At 69.8% G+C, this 18,337-nt stretch carries 15 protein-coding genes; 5 read left to right on the top strand and 10 right to left on the bottom strand.

The genetic code is table 11. From position 1 onward, the window contains the following. Nucleotides 1-315: 315 nt before the first annotated feature. On the top strand, nt 316-2,400 hold the full coding sequence (locus ACXJJ3_RS01810; protein ID WP_458168073.1) for a DNA gyrase/topoisomerase IV subunit B: 2,085 nt from the start codon (nt 316-318) through the stop codon (nt 2,398-2,400). Nucleotides 2,401-2,603: 203 nt separating this feature from the next. Here the strand turns inward: ACXJJ3_RS01810 and ACXJJ3_RS01805 are convergent, their stop codons facing one another. Further along, a complete protein-coding gene (locus tag ACXJJ3_RS01805) occupies nt 2,604-2,888 on the bottom strand; it encodes a PH domain-containing protein (protein ID WP_458168071.1) in 285 nt (94 codons plus the stop codon). Nucleotides 2,889-2,984: 96 nt separating this feature from the next. Between ACXJJ3_RS01805 and ACXJJ3_RS01800 the strand changes: the two genes are divergently transcribed. Beyond that, entirely contained in the window at nt 2,985-3,629 is a 645-nt protein-coding gene (locus tag ACXJJ3_RS01800) for an HAD family hydrolase (protein WP_458168070.1), read from the top strand. A gap of 246 nt (nt 3,630-3,875) precedes the next feature. On the opposite strand, the gene ACXJJ3_RS01795 is transcribed toward ACXJJ3_RS01800, so the two are convergent. The 9 genes from ACXJJ3_RS01795 to ACXJJ3_RS01755 all read right to left on the bottom strand — a co-directional run bounded on the left by ACXJJ3_RS01795 (nt 3,876) and on the right by ACXJJ3_RS01755 (nt 15,912). After that, complete coding sequence (locus ACXJJ3_RS01795) at nt 3,876-5,276, bottom strand: amidase (RefSeq protein ID WP_458168069.1); 1,401 nt, start codon at nt 5,274-5,276, stop codon at nt 3,876-3,878. Nucleotides 5,277-5,368: 92 nt separating this feature from the next. Further along, a complete protein-coding gene (locus ACXJJ3_RS01790) occupies nt 5,369-6,526 on the bottom strand; it encodes a hypothetical protein (protein ID WP_458168068.1) in 1,158 nt (385 codons plus the stop codon). 202 nt (nt 6,527-6,728) lie between these two features. Then, entirely contained in the window at nt 6,729-7,226 is a 498-nt protein-coding gene (locus ACXJJ3_RS01785; protein ID WP_458168067.1) for a beta-class carbonic anhydrase, read from the bottom strand. After that, entirely contained in the window at nt 7,223-8,152 is a 930-nt protein-coding gene (locus ACXJJ3_RS01780) for a sucrase ferredoxin (RefSeq protein WP_458168066.1), read from the bottom strand. The genes ACXJJ3_RS01785 and ACXJJ3_RS01780 overlap by 4 nt, the downstream gene beginning before the upstream one ends. A gap of 48 nt (nt 8,153-8,200) precedes the next feature. Beyond that, a complete protein-coding gene (locus ACXJJ3_RS01775; RefSeq protein ID WP_458168065.1) occupies nt 8,201-9,859 on the bottom strand; it encodes an MFS transporter in 1,659 nt (552 codons plus the stop codon). After that, nucleotides 9,856-10,563, bottom strand: coding sequence for an LppX_LprAFG lipoprotein (locus tag ACXJJ3_RS01770; protein ID WP_458168064.1), 708 nt, complete (start codon nt 10,561-10,563; stop codon nt 9,856-9,858). The genes ACXJJ3_RS01775 and ACXJJ3_RS01770 overlap by 4 nt, the downstream gene beginning before the upstream one ends. 4 nt (nt 10,564-10,567) lie before the next feature. After that, complete coding sequence (locus ACXJJ3_RS01765) at nt 10,568-13,015, bottom strand: DNA gyrase/topoisomerase IV subunit A (RefSeq protein ID WP_458168063.1); 2,448 nt, start codon at nt 13,013-13,015, stop codon at nt 10,568-10,570. 186 nt (nt 13,016-13,201) lie between these two features. Beyond that, nucleotides 13,202-15,145: an FtsX-like permease family protein gene (locus tag ACXJJ3_RS01760; RefSeq protein ID WP_458168062.1), complete on the bottom strand. Its 1,944-nt coding sequence runs from the start codon at nt 15,143-15,145 to the stop codon at nt 13,202-13,204. Further along, nucleotides 15,145-15,912, bottom strand: a complete 768-nt coding sequence (locus ACXJJ3_RS01755) for an ABC transporter ATP-binding protein (RefSeq protein WP_458168061.1) — start codon at nt 15,910-15,912, stop codon at nt 15,145-15,147. The genes ACXJJ3_RS01760 and ACXJJ3_RS01755 overlap by 1 nt, the downstream gene beginning before the upstream one ends. Before the next feature lie 108 nt (nt 15,913-16,020). On the opposite strand from ACXJJ3_RS01755, the gene ACXJJ3_RS01750 reads away from it, so the two are divergent. The 3 genes from ACXJJ3_RS01750 to ACXJJ3_RS01740 are packed head-to-tail and all read left to right on the top strand — an operon-like array spanning nt 16,021 to nt 18,334. Then, on the top strand, nt 16,021-17,292 hold the full coding sequence (locus ACXJJ3_RS01750; RefSeq protein ID WP_458168060.1) for a sensor histidine kinase: 1,272 nt from the start codon (nt 16,021-16,023) through the stop codon (nt 17,290-17,292). Next, nucleotides 17,274-17,927 carry a response regulator transcription factor gene (locus ACXJJ3_RS01745; protein WP_458168059.1) on the top strand — a complete coding sequence of 218 codons (654 nt, stop codon included), beginning with the start codon at nt 17,274-17,276 and terminating at the stop codon, nt 17,925-17,927. Before ACXJJ3_RS01750 ends, ACXJJ3_RS01745 begins: the two co-directional genes overlap by 19 nt. A gap of 2 nt (nt 17,928-17,929) precedes the next feature. Then, nucleotides 17,930-18,334, top strand: a complete 405-nt coding sequence (locus ACXJJ3_RS01740; RefSeq protein ID WP_458168058.1) for a CoA-binding protein — start codon at nt 17,930-17,932, stop codon at nt 18,332-18,334. Nucleotides 18,335-18,337 lie beyond the last annotated feature (3 nt).

The following is an 18,337-nucleotide window of genomic DNA, read 5'->3' as shown; positions in this document are numbered from 1 at the left end:
GGTGGGGACAACGTGTCCGTATGTGAGACGAACCACCTGTTCCGCTATGACGTTTGCTGACACGGAATCGTTTCGTGGTACGGCGGAAATCTGGCGAGTCACGGAGGAGGGGTGCTTCTTCTCTCACTGTGCGCCATGGAATCGTCACCGTCTGCTCGGAATCGGAGTGTCGTACACCACTTCGAATCGAGTCCGGATCGATATCTGCCGCGACATGTATCTCCGGTGCCCATCGGCATGTCGGGCCTGCACTGTTTTGGGGGTGCGGCCGCATAAGCTGACCCGAGTAAGTGCGTGAACCAGTGAAGGAGCCCTGTGGCCGCCCCGACGCCTCGCAGTACCGAGATCGACCCGACGTACAACGCCCGCAACCTGCTCGTCCTCGAAGGACTCGAGGCGGTCCGGAAGCGGCCCGGGATGTACATCGGGTCGACGGACAGCCGCGGCCTGATGCACTGCCTGTGGGAGATCATCGACAACGCCGTCGACGAGGCCCTGGCCGGCCACGGCGAGCGGATCGACGTCGTGCTCTACCAGGACGGCTCGGTCGAGGTGAAGGACCGCGCCCGCGGCATCCCGGTCGACATCGAGCCGAAGACCAAGATGACCGGTGTCGAGGTCGTCTTCACCAAGCTGCACGCCGGCGGCAAGTTCGGCGGCGGGTCGTACAACGCCTCCGGCGGTCTGCACGGTGTCGGCGCCTCGGTGGTGAACGCGCTGTCCGCGCGGCTGGACGTCGAGGTCGACCGCGGCGGAACGGTCTGGACCACTTCGTTCCGGCGCGGTGTCGCCGGTGAGTTCGACGGTGAGGGCGCGGCTGCCGGGTTCACGCCGTCCAAGGGGCTGCGCAAGGCCGGCCGGGCCAAGCGCGGCGTCACCGGCACCCGGATCCGGTACTGGGCGGACCGGCAGATCTTCACCAAGGACGCCACCTTCAACTACGACGAGCTGGTCACCCGCGCGCGGCAGACGTCGTTCCTGGTGCCCGGCCTCGAGTTGGTGATCCGCGACGAGCGCGGCGAGGAGATCACCGAGGAGAGCTTCAAGCACGACGGCGGGATCAGCGAGTTCTGCGAGTTCCTGGCCACCGACCAGAAGGTCACCGAGGTGATCCGGCTGGCCGGGACCGGTCACTTCACCGAGACCGTGCCGATGCTGGACGAGGCCGGCCACATGACCCCGACGGACGTCGAGCGGGACCTGGACGTCGACATCGCGGTCCGCTGGGGCGACGGGTACGAGACCGAGCTGCGCTCGTTCGTGAACATCGTCGCGACGCCGAAGGGCGGAACGCATGTCGCCGGCTTCGAGCGCGCGCTGTCCAAGAGCTTCACGAACGCGCTCGACGGCACCCGGCTGCTGAAGAGCGGCGAGGAGATCATCAAGGACGACGTCCTCGAGGGCCTGACCTCGGTGGTCACGGTCCGGCTGGCCGAGCCGCAGTTCGACGGCCAGACGAAGGAGGTGCTCGGGACGCCGGCGGCGTCGCGGATCGTCGCGAAGGTCGTGCAGTCCGAGCTGGAGTCGTTCCTGACCTCGACCAAGCGCGAGTTCAAGGCGCAGGCGCGGGCCGTGCTGGAGAAGGTCGTCGCCGCGTCCCGCACCAGGGTCGCCGCGCGTCAGCACCGCGAGCTGCAACGCCGGAAGACCGCGCTGGAGTCGTCGGCGCTGCCGTCGAAGCTGGCCGACTGCCGCAGCAACGACGTCGACCGCTCCGAGCTGTTCATCGTCGAGGGTGATTCGGCGCTCGGGACCGCGAAGCTCGCGCGGAGCTCGGAGTTCCAGGCGCTGCTGCCGATCCGCGGCAAGATCCTGAACGTGCAGAAGGCGTCCGTCGGCGACATGTTGAAGAACGTCGAGTGCGCGTCGATCATCCAGGTCGTCGGCGCCGGCTCCGGCCGCACCTTCGACCTCGAGCAGGCGCGGTACGGCAAGATCATCTTCATGGCCGACGCCGACTCCGACGGCGCCCACATCCGTACGCTGCTCGCGACGCTGTTCTTCCGCTACATGCGCCCGATGGTGGAGGCCGGCCGCGTCTACACCGCCGTCCCGCCGCTGCACCGCTTCGAGCTGACGAACCCGAAGAAGGGGCAGGACAAGTACCTGTACACCTACAGCGACGCGGAGTACCAGCGGAAGACGGCCGAGCTGATGAAGAAGGGCGTCCGCTGGAAGGAGCCCCCGCAGCGCTACAAGGGTCTCGGTGAGATGGACGCCGACCAGCTGGCGGAAACCACCATGGACCCGCGACACCGCACGCTCCGCCGGATCACGGTCGACGACGTGGAAGCCGCGTCGCAGGTGTTCGACCTGCTGATGGGCAACGACGTCGCCCCACGCAAGGAGTTCCTCGTCCAGGGCGCCTATGAACTGGACGAGAACCGCATCGACGTCTGACAACGGCCACCGCTCCGCGGCGGCTGTCGTGTCGGTCACCTGCGGTGGTGACGTCGCCGAGGTTGGCGGCGCCGGGTGCGGTGCCGGCGTGGTTCGTGCTGGGTTGCGGACCGCCAGGCCATCGCAATCGGCGGGAGCAGGGAGCCTCAGGCGTGCACGTACCCGGTCGGGTGCGATTGTGATGGGCTGGCGGTTCTGGCGGGCTAGCGCATGATGTTCCAGAGGACGATGTTGTGTGCGTGCGTGGCCTTCTCGGATCCGCGGAACTGGACCTCGTAGGTTGTGCCGCTCACATGTAGGGCGATCGTGCTCGGCGACGCGAACTTGCCGAAGACAGACTTGTCGGAGACGTACGACACCGACTGGATCTTGCTGTACGGAATGCTCGTCGGCGCGGTCTTCTTACCTACGAACGAGTTGTCCTGGACGATCACCCGCAGATTGGTGAGCCCGATGAACCCGGTGCCGACTCCGAGCCCGTCGTACACCGTTCATGGAGCCCCCTGTCAGAAGATGCGCACCCCTACGCAACGTGACGAGGGTAGCGGGTCGTGGTGTGTTCGGGGTGTGTGTAAGGGTGAAGGGTGACTTTGCGGCTGGCGTGTTTCGATCTGGACAATACGTTGATCGATCGGAACGGGGCGTTTCTGCGCTGGGCGCGGTGGTGGGTGGAGCTGCAGGGGCTGGATGAGGCAGCGCTCGAGTGGTTCGTTGCCTATGACAACGGTGGGTTCCGGCCGCGGGCGGAGTTGTTCGGGATGGCGCGGGAGCGGTTCGGGATTGTGGCGCCGGTGGACGAGCTGGTGGCGGCGTACAACGAGGAGCATCCGCTGTTCGTGCGGGTTCGGCCGGACGTCCTGGACGGGTTGGGGTCGTTGCGCGCTGGCGGGTGGCGGGTGGCGGTAGTGACGAACGGGGATCCGGCGCAGCAGGATCTGAAGCTCGAGTACACGCAGCTCGACAAGGCAGTCGACTACGCCTGCGTGTCCGGTGCGGTCGGCGTACGAAAGCCCGATCGACGGATCTTCGAGCTGGCGGCGAACCGGGCCGGGGCTCCGTTGGCGGGCGGGTGGATGGTGGGCGACCACCCGGCGTACGACATCGCCGGTGGGATCGCGGCCGGGCTGCGGACGATCCGGGTCGGGAACCACAACGACACCGACACTCCCACGCCCGACCACCACGCCGACTCGGTGATCGACGCCTTCGCCCTGATCCTCACCAGCTGACCCCCGCGCCACATGCCAGGTCGGGGAGGATTACCGCCCGGATCGGGACAAGATCCTCCCCAGACGGTCATGCCCGCACGCAGGCGTCGACGGTGATCGTCGTACTTCGTGAACACAATACTGATCACTCTCGGACCGTGGTGATCAGTTTAGTAGTCACTTCCTGCGCCGGCCACGTGCTGACCCGGACCCGGTTCCCGGGCCGTGGGTTCTGCCCCGAGTTGAGTGTCGAAAAGTCGACATTTACTACTCCGGCGCGGAGAGCTCGAGGAGTTCGGCCAGGCGGAGCGGGGTGCGGTCCTCGTGCATCGGGCCGATGAGCTGCACTCCGACCGGCAGGCCCTCGGGCGATCGGCCTGCCGGGACGGCGGTGGCGGGCAGGCCGGGCATGGTCGCGAGGCCTGCCCAGACGAGCTGGTCGAAGTACGGGTAGTCGACGCCGTCGATGTCGATGTGCCGTTCCATCGGGTTCGGGGTGTGGTCGTGCGGGAACGCGGGCGTCGGCGTGATCGGGCACACCACCACGTCGAACTCGGCGAAGAACTGCCGCCAGCCGTGGCGGTGGAGTTCACGGCGGTGGTTCGCCCGGAGCCAGTCGTGGTGGCTGAACACCATCGCGCGCAGGCGAGTCGCGTGCAGGCTCTGGTCGTCCGCGTCGAGTTCCGCTCGGAGCTGGTCGAGCGATTCGGCGGGGAAACGCGGTATCGAGCCCGAGGTGAGGAACTGCGTGTAGAGCGTCCCGGATTCGGCCAGACCGGGCAGCAGCGGACTGTGCCGTTCGACGCGTGCGCCGCCGTGGACGAGCGCGTCCGCGACCCGGTTCACGGCGGCTCGTACGGCGGATCCGGTCGGGATCAGGGGATGGTCCTCGACGACCAGGACGCGGAAGTCCTCGAGGCGCTGGTGGCGGGCGGGCGGCAGCCGGTGCGTGACGCCGAGCGCCAGCGGGTCCGGTCCTGCCATGACGTCGAGCAGAAGCGTGAGATCGCGCGCGGAGCGGGCCATCGGGCCGACGACGGCCAGGTCGAGGTCGACCGGTAGCGCCGGGCCGGGCGGCGGGGTCATGCCGCGGCCGGCGGCCAGGCCGAGTGTCGGCTTGTGCGCGTAGATGCCGCAGAAGTGCGCGGGCGTACGGAGCGAACCGGCGAGGTCGGAGCCGATCGACAGCGCGCCGACCCTGGCCGCGAGGGCGGCCGCGGATCCGCCGGACGAGCCGCCCGACGTACGGCTGTGATCCCACGGGTTGCTGGTGGTGCCGTAGACCTCGTTGAAGCTCTGGATGTCCTGCAGTCCCAAGGGAACGTTGGTCTTGCCAAGGATCACCGCACCGGCCGCCTTCAGTCGCGCCACCTGTACGGCGTCCGCGGCCGGCAGATAGCCGCGGTACTCCGGCATTCCCCAGGTCGTGGGCAGGCCGACAACGTCGTACGACTCCTTGACCGTCACCGGAACGCCGAGCAACGGCTGCTCCTCGCCGCGAGCCAGCGCCTGGTCGGCGGCGCGCGCGGCCTCCCGAGCACGGTCGTAGTCCGGCACACAGATCGCGTTGATCGCCTTGTCGTCGCGCTCGATCGCCTGCTCGGCCAGCTCGACGGAGCTGACCTCACCGGAACGCAAAGCAGCTACAAGTTCTTCGGCGGTATTCATGCCGCGGACGCTATCCACCCTCCGGGGAGGGCACCTAACCGATTGATCCTCAAGCCATGATCAGGATACTGATCAGGTGATCAGCATTCTGATCACAGGGCTGCTGCGAGAACCGCATGGGCACCCGCGACGATCGCGTCCCGGTTGGCCTCGTACGTCGGGTCGGTGATCGCGGTCTTGTTGACCAGGTCGAAGGTCAGCACCGGGACATGCAGGTGACCGGCCGGCATCGACGGGTCCAGCAGGTCGCGCTGCAGAGTGTTGCGGTAGGCAACTTCATTCGACAGGTAGCCGCCGCCCGTGCCCTCGGACGCGATCGATCCGGCCGTGGGGCCGTCCGGCCGCCGTACCGGCGTGGTCTCGCCGGCCGGGATCTCCAGGACGGATGTGTTGACGCGGGTACGGAACGGGCCGACGTCGGCCTGCGCCATCCGGGCCAGCGGCAGGCTGGACGTGATCCACTCCGGGCCGGGCGGCATGCTCGGCGAGACGACCGGCGCGCTGATCGTGCCGCCGCCCCACAGGTTGTTGTTGTCGCCGATGGAGCTCACCGACCGCCGCCGGCCGTTGAACACCTCGAGGTCGAAGATCCCGGCCCGGCCCTGGCTCGCGGTCATCACCAGGTCGGCGCGCTGCGGCCCCGGACGGTAGTGCGGCGCGAGCGCGTTCTCGACCATGTTCTGGTCAAAGTCCGGGTAGCGCACCGGGAACACCACGGTCTGGATCTCGTACGTCGTCCCGTTGACCTTCCAGCGCTTCCCGTCGAGGGTCAGCGCGTTCGCGCCGGACGGGTTGCCGATCCGGATGTCCGCGTCCAGTGTGAACGGGTCGAACCCGGTGACGAGGATCTTCCGCACGCCCGGGGTGAAGCGGGTGCTGGTGATGCCGCGGGACGTGTACTCGAAGGAGCGCATCAGCTCGGTGCGTTCCGCCGTACTGACCCCGAAGTCCGGCTGCCATTGGCGAAGCATGAGCGCCATCGAGATCCGCGCCCAGTACAGTCCGCGGTCATCGGTGGCCGGGAGCGCGTCGGCACCCGTCGGCGCATGTTGAGCCCGGTACGTCGCCGTACGCCAGAGCGCCTCGCCCTGCGTCCGCACCAACGCCGCGGCGGCCGCTCGGTTGGGCACCCGGCAGAGCAGTTGCCCGAACAACGCCACCTGTCGCTCGAACCCCGACCGCCGCAAGATCTCCGCCGGCACACTCCCGAGCCGCTGCTCCTCGACCGTCCCGACGATCGACCGATCCAAACACCCGGTAACCGCCCCGCCCCGAAACACCGGCGCCGCATCTGGCACCGCGTGAGCAATCGGCGCACCGGACAACATAGCCGTCAAGGCCAAAGCACCGGCAACCAACGAACGATGAAATGAGCTGGGGCGGAGTCTCATACACGGCTGTCTATCAGATTTCCCACCCGCACGCCCGTCATCCGGGCGGGCCTCGGCCGGGTCAGTCGATTTGGGTGAGTTTGCCGGTGTCGACGTCGTACATGAAGCCGCCGACGAGGATGTCTTCGCCGATCAGGGGGTGTTCGCGGACGGCGGCGACATCGCGGCGGAGAGCTTCGTGCTGGTCGGGGATGACGGAGATGGGGAGGTAGCCGGCGGGCTTGCCGGCGGCGAGTTCCACCTTGGCGCGGAGTTCGTCCTCGGACATCGCGGCCATCGCGCAGCGGGTGTGCGGGATGATCATGATCCGGCGGACGCCGAGCAGCTGGACGCCGAGGACCAGGCCGGTCATGGTGATCTCGGTGACGCGGCCGCCGGCCGAGCGCAGGACCTTGGCGTCGCCGGCCTTCAGGCCGAGCATCTCCAGCGGCGGGATCCGGGAGTCCATGCAGGTGACCAGGCCGATGCCGGCGTGGGCGATGCCGTCGAAGCCGCTGTAGTGGAAGTCGGCGGCGTACTCGGCGTTGGCCGCGAGCAGGTCGTCGAAGCCGCCGGTCATCGGGTGGCTCCCTGGACTGGGGTTCCGGCTTGCAGGATCGACATGGCGAACGGTTCCTTTCCGCAGGAGTCCGGGCGAGGTGGATCGGCCGGTGCGCTGGTGACCGGCACGATCCAGGATCGGCCGTCGGCGTGCTGGACAGTCACAGTGTCGGCGCCTTCGCCGACGACCTGCAACGCATCGAGGGCGAGCTCTCCGGTGAGTTCGCGGACGGCGACCTCGGCCGCCTGGCCGCGCTTGGTCCAGGTGGACCGGCCGCGCAGCCCGGTGAGTACGGTCTCCCCACGATCCGCGGCGGCGAGTACGTCGACCGCCGTCTCGACCGTGAGGTGTCCGTGCATGGTCCCGGCCGGCAGGTACGTCGCGGTCGGCGCGAACCGGTGCCCGCCGAGGTGGTTGGCCTCCCACACCCGGCCCGGTACGCGCGCGGCCAGCCCGGACACGAGCGGCCGCCCGAGGATGGCGCAGCACTCGTCCCGCTTGCCGTTCGTACACACGAGAACGATCGGATCGTCGACAATCGACAATCCCGGCAGCGACGCGAGCACCGCCGTACGGTCGCCGCGGGCCACCGCGCCGAGGTCGAGCGTGCTCACCGCGGCCGGATCCGCGACGCGGCCGCCGAGCAGCCAGGTGCGCCCGGGCCGGGTCGACGCGACGAAGACCTGATGCGACCGCTCGATCGCGTCGGCGTGCCGGCCGGGGGAGCGGATCAGCCCGAACCGTACGTCGGCCTTCTTGCAGCGGTCGTCGAACGCTCCGCCGAACACCGGATCGAGGTGACTCTGCGTCGGCGCCTTCGCACCCCACGGGCCCGGCTGCTCGACGACGACCCAGCCGGCCGCGACGACCGCCGTACCGGCCAATGGCTCCTGCAGCACCCGACAGAACGTCGAGCACAGGCCGGAGGCAGGTGCGAGGCTCACAGCATCACACGGTACGCGATGCGAGACGGCTGTCCCTCATGATGATCATCATGTGTGCGCTGTACCACGGCGCCCGAGCACGAGCGCGCCGACGGCCGCGGCCAGGAACGCGCAGACGGCCGCCCCGGCGAAGATCGCGTGAACTTGTGAAACGGCCGCGTCGAGCAGCGCGTCGACGAACGGGCGGCAGTTGGTGGGCGTCGCCGGGCACAGCTCGTTGGGCGATTTGATGCCGTTGGCAATGGCGTAGTACCGGCGTAGACCGATCGCGGTGAGCGCGGAGACCCCGACGAGCATCCCGACCATCCGCGCGACCACGACCAGCGCGCTGACCAGTCCGTGGCTGTCGCCGGGCGTCGCGCCGAGCATCGCGGTGTTCACCGGCGACAACGCGAGCCCGAAGCCGAACCCGCACACCAGCAGTACGACGGTGGCCGGCCAGTGATCGAGCGCCGTACGGCTCCAGAACGCCATCACCGTGAACATCGCCCCGGACACGCCCAGCCCGGCGCCCGTGATCAGCCCGAGCCCGTACCGGCGGGTCAGCCACCCGCCGACGACCGCACCGACCGGAAGCGCCACGAGGAACCGCAGCAGCACCAACGCCGCCGCCAGCTGACCGCCGCCCTGCGTCGTCCGAGCAAACACCGGTACGTCGACCAGCGCGGCGATCAACGCGCAACCGATCAGGAAGCTGACAACCAGCGATCCCCATGCGGCCCGCGCACCGAGCAGCCCGCGCGGGACGATCGCCGCCGCCGTACGCCGCTGCCAGAGCGCGAACGCGACCGCGAAGACCGCCGCGGCGACGAGCAACCACGGCCCGGCCGGCGACATCAGGTGCTTCTCGGGATCCGCCGTCGCGAACGCGAGCACCACACCGGCCAGCGCGAGCGCCAGCAGCAGGGCGCCGACGAGGTCGACCTGCGAGCGCAGCCGACTGAGCTGACCACGCGTCCGCCGCAGCACGAGCGCAAGCCACAGCAGTCCGAGGACGAGTGTGACGACCCCGATCGGCGTCAGCAGCCGCGACGTACCCGTGAACGGCACGAACGGGATCCCGAGCGTGACGCCCGAGGCCAGCCGCTGCGGCGCCGTCAACGTGAGCCCGAGAGCGACGCCCGCGAGCACCCCGACCGCCGCTGACGGGGGAGGCCATCGCCGACCGCGGAGCAGCAGCGCGAGGACGACCGCGACGGTCAGGTTGAGCCAGAAGATGTACCGCCAGTCGGCGACCGCGAGCACCGCGGCACCCAGGAGCGGACCGAGAACCGACCCCAGCTCCTGTACGGCGCCGACCACGCCCAGTGGCAGCCCGCGCCGCTCGGACGGCCACAGATCGGCGACCAACGCGAGCGTCGCCGGAACCAGCCCGCCACCACCGACACCTTGGAGAAACCGACCGGTTACCACCAGTGGCAGGTCGTACGCGCCCGCCGTCACCAGGGACCCGACGGCGAAGAGCAGCAGCGCTGCGACGAGGACCGGCGTACGGCCGACGACGTCCGCGATCCGCCCGATCAGCGGCAGGACCGCGATGTACCCGAGCAGGAAGCCCGAGATGATCGGCGCCGCCCGCTGCAGCTCGTCGGCGGACAGCCCGACGCCGGACATCATGTCCGGCAGCGCGAGCACGACGACGTACGTGTCCGCCGCGGCGAACGCGACCGCGACGGACGCCAGCGTGAGCTGCGCGCGCGGCGTCACGGCTTGGCGATCTCGACCTTCTCGCCGTACTTGTCCAAGGTGACGTCGTAGCTGCTGGTGGCGCCGGCATAGAACGGGCCGGTGATCGTCGCGGCGACCAGCTGCTGCGAGGACTTGTCGATCTTGAACGTGCCCGGGAAGTCCTGGTCCGCGGGCGCCTTCGGGAAGATGCCCTGCAGCGACTTGCCCGTGACCGACCCGGTGATCTCGGTCAGCACCTTCGAGCCGTCCCGCGTCTGCCCCTTCACCTTCGGGTCCTTCAGCGTCGGCAGGACCGCGGTCAGACCCTTTGCGGGATCGAGCAGGACGGCCGGGTCGGGCGCGCCGAGCCCGGCCAGCTGGCTCGGCGACAACTCGATGAACGTCGGCGCGAACGACACCTTCGCGTAGACCTTGCTGCCGACCGCGACGACCTCGGCGTCGAGGTTCGAGCCGTTCGTCCGGACGGTCAGCTTGCCCTTGAACGCCGGCGCGTGGGTGGCGACGCCGTCACCGGACACCAGCGCCTGCGCGCCGTCCGGCAGGTCGCGCCCGGTCAGCACGATGTGCACGCTGGCCGCGTCGTCGATCTGCTTCTTGGCGCCGGTCAGCAACGCGACCGCGTCGTCGCCACCGCCATTGCTTCCGCTGCCGCTGTCCTTCTTGCCGCTACAGCCCGTCAGCGCCAGTGCGACGACCGCACACAGCGCGAGCACTCTCTTCACGACGTCAGCCTGCCAGATCGGAAGCGCACGCAGCGATCGGCTGCGCCACCGGTACGCCGGAACCGTCCCGGCGCGGGTCGATCGGCGGCAGGTCGATCGGCGCGCCGCTGTTCGCGCTGGCCTTCACCGGCGCGACACCGACGTACCCGAGCAGCAGCCCGTCCTCGCCCTTGAGCAGCCGCTGGCAGCGCACACCGCCGGTCCCGCGGCCCTTGCCCGGGTACTCGCTGAACGGCGTCACCTTCACCGCGCCGACCTCGGTCCCCGGCAGCGCCGACGACGAGCCCGCGATGGTCACGACCTGCGCCTCGCGGGCGGTGTCCACGGCGCCGAAGAAGACCACCTTCGCCTTGGCGGCCAGCCGGACACCCGCCATACCGCCGGCGGTCCGCCCCTGCGGCCGGACGGCCGACGCCGGGAAGTGCAGCAGCTGTGCGTCGGACGTGATGAAGCACAGCTCCTCGTCGCCGGTGGTCAGCTCGACCGCGCCGATCACCTCGTCGCCGTCCTTCAGGCCGACGATCTCCCACGAGTCGCGGTTGCTCAGGTGGTCCGGCACGACGCGCTTCACCACACCGCCCGCCGTACCGAGCGCGACACCGACCGAGTCCGGGTCCATCGTGGTCAGCGCGAGCGCCCTCTCGCCCGGCTCCAGCGACACGAACTCCGCGACCGGCGCGCCACCCTGCAGGTTCGGTGCGTGCGCCGTGTGCGGTACGGCGGGCAGGTCGAGCGACTCCAGCCGGATCAGCCGGCCCGCGCTCGTGACCAGCCCGTACTGCCCGCGGGCGGTGCTCTTGATCACCGACACGATCGCGTCGTGCTTGGCCCGCGACTCGGTCGCCCCGAACGGCTCGACGCCGTCGATCCGGGCCAGCAGCCCGGTGGAGCTCATCAGGATCCAGCACGGGTCGTCGCTGACCTCGAGCGGTACGGCGGCCGTCTTGGTCGCGCCCGACGACTCCAGCAGCACGGTCCGGCGCGGCGTCCCGTACGTCTTGGCGACCTCGGCGAGCTCGTCGGAGACGGTCTTGCGGAGCAGCTTCGGGTCCTCGATGATCGCCGTCAGCGCCTCGATCTCGCGCTCGAGCTCGCCTTTCTCGCTCTCCAGCTCGAGCTTCGAGTACTTCGTCAGCCGGCGCAGCGGCATGTCCAGGATGTAGTTCGCCTGGATCTCGGAAAGGTCGTAGATCTCGATCAGCCGGGACCGGGCCGCGGCCGAGTCGTCGCTGCTCCGGATCACCTGGATGACCTCGTCGATGTCCAGGATCGCGATCAGCAGGCCGTCGACGATGTGCAGCCGGTCCTGCGCCTTCTTCCGGCGGAACTCGCTGCGCCGGCGGACCACGTCGTACCGGTGGTCCAGGTACACCTCGAGGAGCGGCTTCAGGCCGAGCGTCCGCGGCTGGCCCTCGACCAGGCAGACGTTGTTGACGTGGAACGCGTCCTCGAGCGGGGTCAGCTTGTACAGCTGCTCGAGCAGGGCCTCCGGGACGAACCCGTTCTTGACCTCGATCACCAGCTGCGTGCCGTGCGTCCGGTCGGTCAGGTCCTTGACGTCCGCGATGCCCTGGAGCTTCTTGCTCTGCACCAGGGTCTTGATCTTCTCGATGACCTTCTCCGGGCCGACCGAGTACGGCAGCTCGGTGACCACGATGCCCTTGCGGCGCGGAGTGACGTTCTCGATCCGGGCGGTGGCGCGCATCTTGAAACTGCCGCGGCCGGACGCGTACGCGTCCTTGATGCCGTCCAGCCCGACGATCTTGCCGCCGGTCGGCAGGTCCGGACCCGGGATGAACCGCATCAGGTCGTCGAGGTCGGCCGTCGGCGTCTTGATCAGGTGCCGGAGCGCCTGGATCACCTCGACCAGGTTGTGCGGCGCCATGTTCGTCGCCATACCCACGGCGATCCCGGCGGCGCCGTTGACCAGCAGGTTCGGGAACGCCGCCGGCAGGACCGCGGGCTCCTCCTCCTGACCGTCGTAGTTCGGCCGGAAGTCGACGACGTTCTCGTCGAGGCCGAGCGTCATCGCCATCGCCGACGGCGCCATCCGGCACTCCGTGTACCGCATCGCGGCCGGACCGTCGTCGAGCGAACCGAAGTTCCCGTGCCCGTCGATCAACGGCACCCGCATCGACCACGGCTGCGCGGTCCGGACCAGGGCGTCGTAGATCGCGCCGTCGCCGTGCGGGTGGTACTTACCCATCACCTCACCGACGACACGGGCCGACTTCACGTGCCCACGGTCTGGGCGGATGTTGTTCTCCGCCATCGAGAACAGGATCCGCCGCTGAACCGGCTTCAGCCCGTCCCGGGCGTCCGGCAGCGCCCGGGAGTAGATCACCGAGTAGGCGTACTCCAGGTAGCTGGTGCGCATCTCGTCGGAGACGTCGACGTCAAGGATGTGCTCCTCGAAGTCCTCGGGTTCGGCGGTACTGGTGCGACGTGCCATGCGGGTCTACGAACTCCTCGATCAAGTAGTACCGACGCCGCGACGGGAACGGCGCCGTCCCTATTCTCCCTGGTGAACCACCATTTCCCTGCCTACGACCCGCAGAGGGGCCAGAGCGGACACTACCTCCCACCCCCGACAAACCCCGACGACGCGACCGCCGCAGCCTGGTTGCGGGAGCGGTCGTCAGGCTGATTGGTGGCTGGTGAGGGAGCGGGAGGTGGCGCGTAGGAGGTAGGTGGCGGGGGTCAGGGCGGACGTCGTTGTCAGGGTCAGGCAGACGGTGGCGATGGTCAGGAGGGTGGGCCAAGGGATGGTCAGGGGTACGTCGGTGAGGCCGGAGGTCATGGCATGACGGAGGAGGAGGCCTACTGTGAGCGTGATTGTGGTACCCAGGGTGAGCGCTACTGCGCCGACGAGGGTGGATTCCCAGAGGACCATGCGTTGGAGTTGGTGGGGGGTTGCGCCGAGGAGGCGGGACGTGGCGAACTCGTTGCGGCGCTGGAGGCTGCTCATCAGCAGGGTGTTGGCGATCGCGATCGCGCTGTAGAGGGCGGCGGGGCCGAGCAGCATCACGAGGCCGAGTTGGTTGCCTTTGCGGAGGCCTGTGGACTGGTCCGCCTCCCAGTCGGCGGCGAGTTGCGCGTGCGGGATGCGTCCGACCAGCTCACCGGGGGAGACGCCGTCGGCGGGAAGGACGAAGCTGCGTTCGACCTTGGCGTCGGGGGCGTGCCGGCGGGCGACGTCGAGGGGGATCATGAACGACGGGTTGACCCCGAACGCGTCCTTCACGATCGCGACCACCCGGAGCTTGGCCGGCACCCGGTCGACGAAGACCACCGGGATCTCGTCCCCGACCCGATAGTGCTCGAACCCGGCCATCTCCTTGCTGACGGCAACAGTCAGCCCGGTCAGGTTGCTCAGATCCCCATCCAGTACGCCGAGGTCCCGGGTCTGCGAGGCAATCGCCGGGTCGATCCCTTCCACCCCCTCCAACTGCGCGTAGTCCGCCGCCACCCGCACCAGCTGCGTCGGCAGCGCGGCATCCACCGCGCGAACTCCCGGGTCGCCAACAGGCGCGTCGCCGGTGACCACGACCGGCGCGCGGACGGCGTCGCGGATGGCAGCCACCGAACTGTCCGCCGCGAAGCTCAAGCTGAGCACCATCGATCCGGCGATGGCAGAGATCGCGAGGATCGGCGCCGCGAGTGAGGCGCTGCGGCGTGGTGAGGCGACCACGTTGCTGCGCGCCAACCGCCCCGACACCTGCGTCCACGCGACCAGCGGCGCCGCCCACAGCCGTCCGACGACCGGTACGACGAGCGGCGCGAGCAGCGTGAGCGCGACCACCATCACCATCGGCGTGAACATCGCCAGCGGTACGGCGCCCTCCCCGGACGACGGCCGGATCAGCGACAGCATCACCAGTGCCCCGCCCAGGAACAGCACCCCGAACGCGATCCGTACCGGCCCGATCCGCGGCGGCTCCAGCGCGGCCTCCCGCAAGGCGTCGATCGGCGCCACCTTCCCGGCACGCCGGGCAGCGGAGCGAGCGCCGAGCAACGCGACCAGCATCCCCGCCCCGACCGCGATCGCGAGCGGTACCCACGGCGACGCCGGCTCCAGCTTCACCGGCGCCAACTCCGTGTACGACGCCTTCGTCAACAGCAACGGTGTCGCCAGTTGCGCGCCGACCGCCCCGGTGACCGAGGCGGCGAACGCGACCACCAGCGCCTCACCGATGATCATCCGCCGAAGCTGCCGAGGTGTCGCCCCGATCAGCCGCAGCAACCCCAGCTCCCGCCGCCGCGACGCAACGGCGAAGGCAAACGTGCTGGCGATCACAAACACCGTGATGAAGCCGCAGATCGCCCCCACCATGCTCAGCACCGTCTGCAACCCCGACACGTCGGCGTCGGCGAGCGCCACCCGCACCTGCTGCGGCGGCGTATCCGGCCCGCCCAGCGTCCGTACGGCGATCGTCGCCGACGCCGGCAGGTGGTACGCGATCGTGGCGGCCGTCGTGGTCGCCGCCAGCCCGAGCATGAACACCCCGACCGCGAGCGCGACGAACGACCCGGCGTACAGCGACCGATGCTGCCCGACGGTCTGCCGGCTGAGCTGGAACATCACCGTTCCAGCTCGCTCATCGCGGCGGCAATCTGGGCCGGGGTCGCGCGGTCGAGGTGCCCGGCGAGCAGGCCGTCGGACAGGAACAGCACCCGCTCCGCGTACGCCGCGGCCACCGGGTCGTGGGTGACCATCACCACGGTCTGTCCTGCCCGATCGGTTGCCGCGCGCAACAGTTCGAGGACCTGCCGGCTGGTGCCGCTGTCCAGCGCCCCGGTCGGTTCGTCGGCGAAGAACACCGACGGCTGCGTGATCAGCGCCCGCGCGATCGCGACCCGCTGCTGCTGCCCGCCGGACAACTCGGCCGGCCGCCGCTTCGCCTTCCCGTCCAGCCCGACCTGCTCGAGCACCCCTAGTACGTCGTGACGCGCCGGCCGGCGGCCGGTGAGCCGCAGCGGGAGCGCGACGTTGTCGTACACGCTCAGCGACGGCAGCAGGTTGTACGCCTGGAACACGAAGCCCATCTCCGACCGCCGCAGCTTGGTCAGCTGTACTTCGTTCAGCCCGCGCAACGGGACGCCGTTCAACACGACCTCCCCGGTCGTCGGCTGGTCGAGCCCGGCCGCGCACTGCAGCAGCGTCGACTTGCCGGAGCCGGACGGCCCCATCACCGCGGTGAACGAGCCGCGCGCGAACCGGTAGGTGACGCCCCGGAGCGCGTCGACCGCCCCGGCCTTGGAGCGGTACGTCTTGGTGATGCCGTCCAGCAGCAGGGCGGGCGGCGCGATCGGTGCGACGGTGGGGTACGTCGGCGCGGTAGCGGTCATGCTGCCAGCCAACCGTCGTACGGCGCTCCGCACGCTGGCCTGCGGGCGAGACCTGGAGTAGCGCAGGCGCTACCGCGGGACAGGCCGCCGTCCACCTAGGGTTGGCCTGTGGAGAAGACGGTCTGGGCAGCGCTCGCGTCGCCGCGCTACCTGATCTCGTCGTGGCCGTGGCGGTCGTACGCGTATCTGTTGTCGTCGGTGCCGATGGGCGCGCTGACGATCGGCGTCCTGGTCGGCGTCGCCGGTCTGAGCGCCGTGCTGAGCCCGATCCTGATCGGTGTGCTGATGCTGACGGCGTTCCCGCTGATCGGGGCGGCGATCGGGTACGTCGAGCGGCGCCGCGCCGGGCTGATGCTCGTCGACGGGATCCCGAGTCCGCACGCGACCCTGCCGGCGGGGCTGTCGCCGCGGGCGCGGCTGACGTACCGGCGCCGGGAGCAGGCGTCGATGCGGGGCCTCGGATACGGGTTCGTGCTCGGCGTGCTCGTCTGGCCGTTCAGCGCGGCGATCGGCGGGCTGTCCGCGCTGGTCCTCGGGATCACCCTGGCGACCCCGCTGCTCGCGGGCAGCGGCGACGACGTGGTGATGTGGTCGTGGAAGCTGGACTCGTTCTGGGAAGGGATGCTGTTCACGGTCCTGTTCGGGCCGGTGTTCTACGCCGTCAGCTCGTACCTGCTCGGCGTCCTCGCCGGGGCCGAGGCGTCGCTGGCGAAGGCGATGCTCGGGCCGCGCCAGGAGGAGCTGCAGCGCAACCTCGCCGAGCTCCGGCGGTCCCGGCTGGACCTGGTGGACGCGTTCGAGACCGAGCGGGCGCGGATCGAGCGGCACCTGCACGACGGCGTACAGCAGCGGCTGGTCGGGCTGACGATGACGCTCGGGCTGGCCGAGCTGGACCTGCCGGAGGGCGAGGGGCGGCGGCTGGTGGTGAAGGCACACGCCGAGGCGGAGGCGGCGCTCGCGGATCTGCGGGCCGCGGTCCGCGGGATCCACCCGCGGGTGCTGGTCGACCACGGTCTGCAGGCGGCCGCGCGGGAGGTAGCGGACCGGATGCCGCTCCCGGTGACGCTGAACATCACGCTCCCGGACCGGCTGCCCGCGCCGATCGAGGCAGCGGCGTACTTCGTGGTCAGCGAGGCGCTCGCGAACGTCGCCAAGCACGCTCAGGCGACCAGCTGCGAGGTGTCCGGCTGGGTCGACCGTGGGCGGCTGGTGATCACCGTGCAGGACGACGGGATCGGCGGCGCGCAGCTCGGCGCGGGGACCGGGCTGACGGGCCTGGTGACCCGGCTGGACGCGCTGGGCGGCACACTCGACGTCGACAGCCCACCCGGTGGGCCGACCCGACTGAGGATGGAGTGCCCGTGCCGACTCGGCGACTGACGATCGTGCTGGCGGAGGATTCGCTGCTGCTGCGGGAGGGGCTGGCGAGCATCCTGGACCGCGCCGGGCACGAGGTCCGGGACGCGGTCGGCGACGCGGACACGCTGCTCGCGGTGGTTCGCAAGGATCCGCCGGACGTGGTGATCACCGACGTCCGGATGCCGCCCGGGCACAGCGACGAGGGGCTCCGGGCGGCCGCCGCGATCCGGGCCGAGCTGCCCGCGATCGGGATCCTGGTGCTGTCGCAGTACGTCGCCGACGCGTACCTGTCGTCGTTGCTGGAGACAACGACCGGCGGGATCGGGTACCTGCTGAAGGACCGGGTCGGGCACGTCGCCGAGTTCCTGGAGTCGCTGGACCGAGTGGCCGGCGGGGGTACCGTGGTGGATCCGGAGGTGGTGCGTCAGCTGCTCGCGCGACGGCGGAACGACGGCCCCCTGGCGGCGCTGACACCGCGGGAGCTGGAGGTGCTCGCGCTGATGGCCGAAGGCCGGGTGAACGCGTCGATCGCCGAACAGCTGGTGGTCAGCGAGGCCGCGGTCCGCAAGCACGTCGGCAACATCTTCGCGAAGCTGCGGCTGGACGACGGGCTGGACCGGCGCGTGTCCGCGGTACTGACCTACCTGAGGGGCTGACGATGGACGAGGCGATCCGCAAGATCCTGGCCGAGTGCGACACCTGGGCGGTGGTCGGCCTGTCGAACAACACCGGCCGGGCGGCGTACGGCGTGGCGCGCTTCCTGCAGGAGCACGGGAAGCGGATCGTGCCGGTGCACCCGTCCGCGGAGACGGTGCACGGCGAGCCGGGGTACGCGACACTGGCCGATATCCCGTTCCCGGTCGACTGCGTGGACGTCTTCGTCCGTTCGGAGCTCGCGGGCCCGATCGCGGCCGAGGCGGTGGGAATCAACGCGAAGGCGGTCTGGTTCCAGCTCGGTGTAGTTGACCAGGACGCCTACACACGGACGACGGCAGCAGGCCTCACGATGGTGATGGACCACTGCCCGGCCATCGAGTGGGGGCGTCTCGGACCGGCCTCCTGAGGA

Source organism: Kribbella sp. WER1 (assembly GCF_054189145.1).
Note: the sequence above shows the minus strand (reverse complement) of the source record. Positions and strands in the feature narration are given on the sequence as shown.

Bases quoted from the DNA above. Each gene is read 5' to 3' on its own strand.
- ACXJJ3_RS01765 (WP_458168063.1), bottom strand. From the start codon at position 13,015: ATGGCACGTCGCACCAGTACCGCCGAACCCGAGGACTTCGAGGAGCAC.
- ACXJJ3_RS01795 (WP_458168069.1), bottom strand. From the start codon at position 5,276: ATGAATACCGCCGAAGAACTTGTAGCTGCTTTGCGTTCCGGTGAGGTC.
- ACXJJ3_RS01760 (WP_458168062.1), bottom strand. From the start codon at position 15,145: ATGTTCCAGCTCAGCCGGCAGACCGTCGGGCAGCATCGGTCGCTGTAC.
- ACXJJ3_RS01740 (WP_458168058.1), top strand. From the start codon at position 17,930: ATGGACGAGGCGATCCGCAAGATCCTGGCCGAGTGCGACACCTGGGCG.
- ACXJJ3_RS01755 (WP_458168061.1), bottom strand. From the start codon at position 15,912: ATGACCGCTACCGCGCCGACGTACCCCACCGTCGCACCGATCGCGCCG.
- ACXJJ3_RS01785 (WP_458168067.1), bottom strand. From the start codon at position 7,226: ATGACCGGCGGCTTCGACGACCTGCTCGCGGCCAACGCCGAGTACGCC.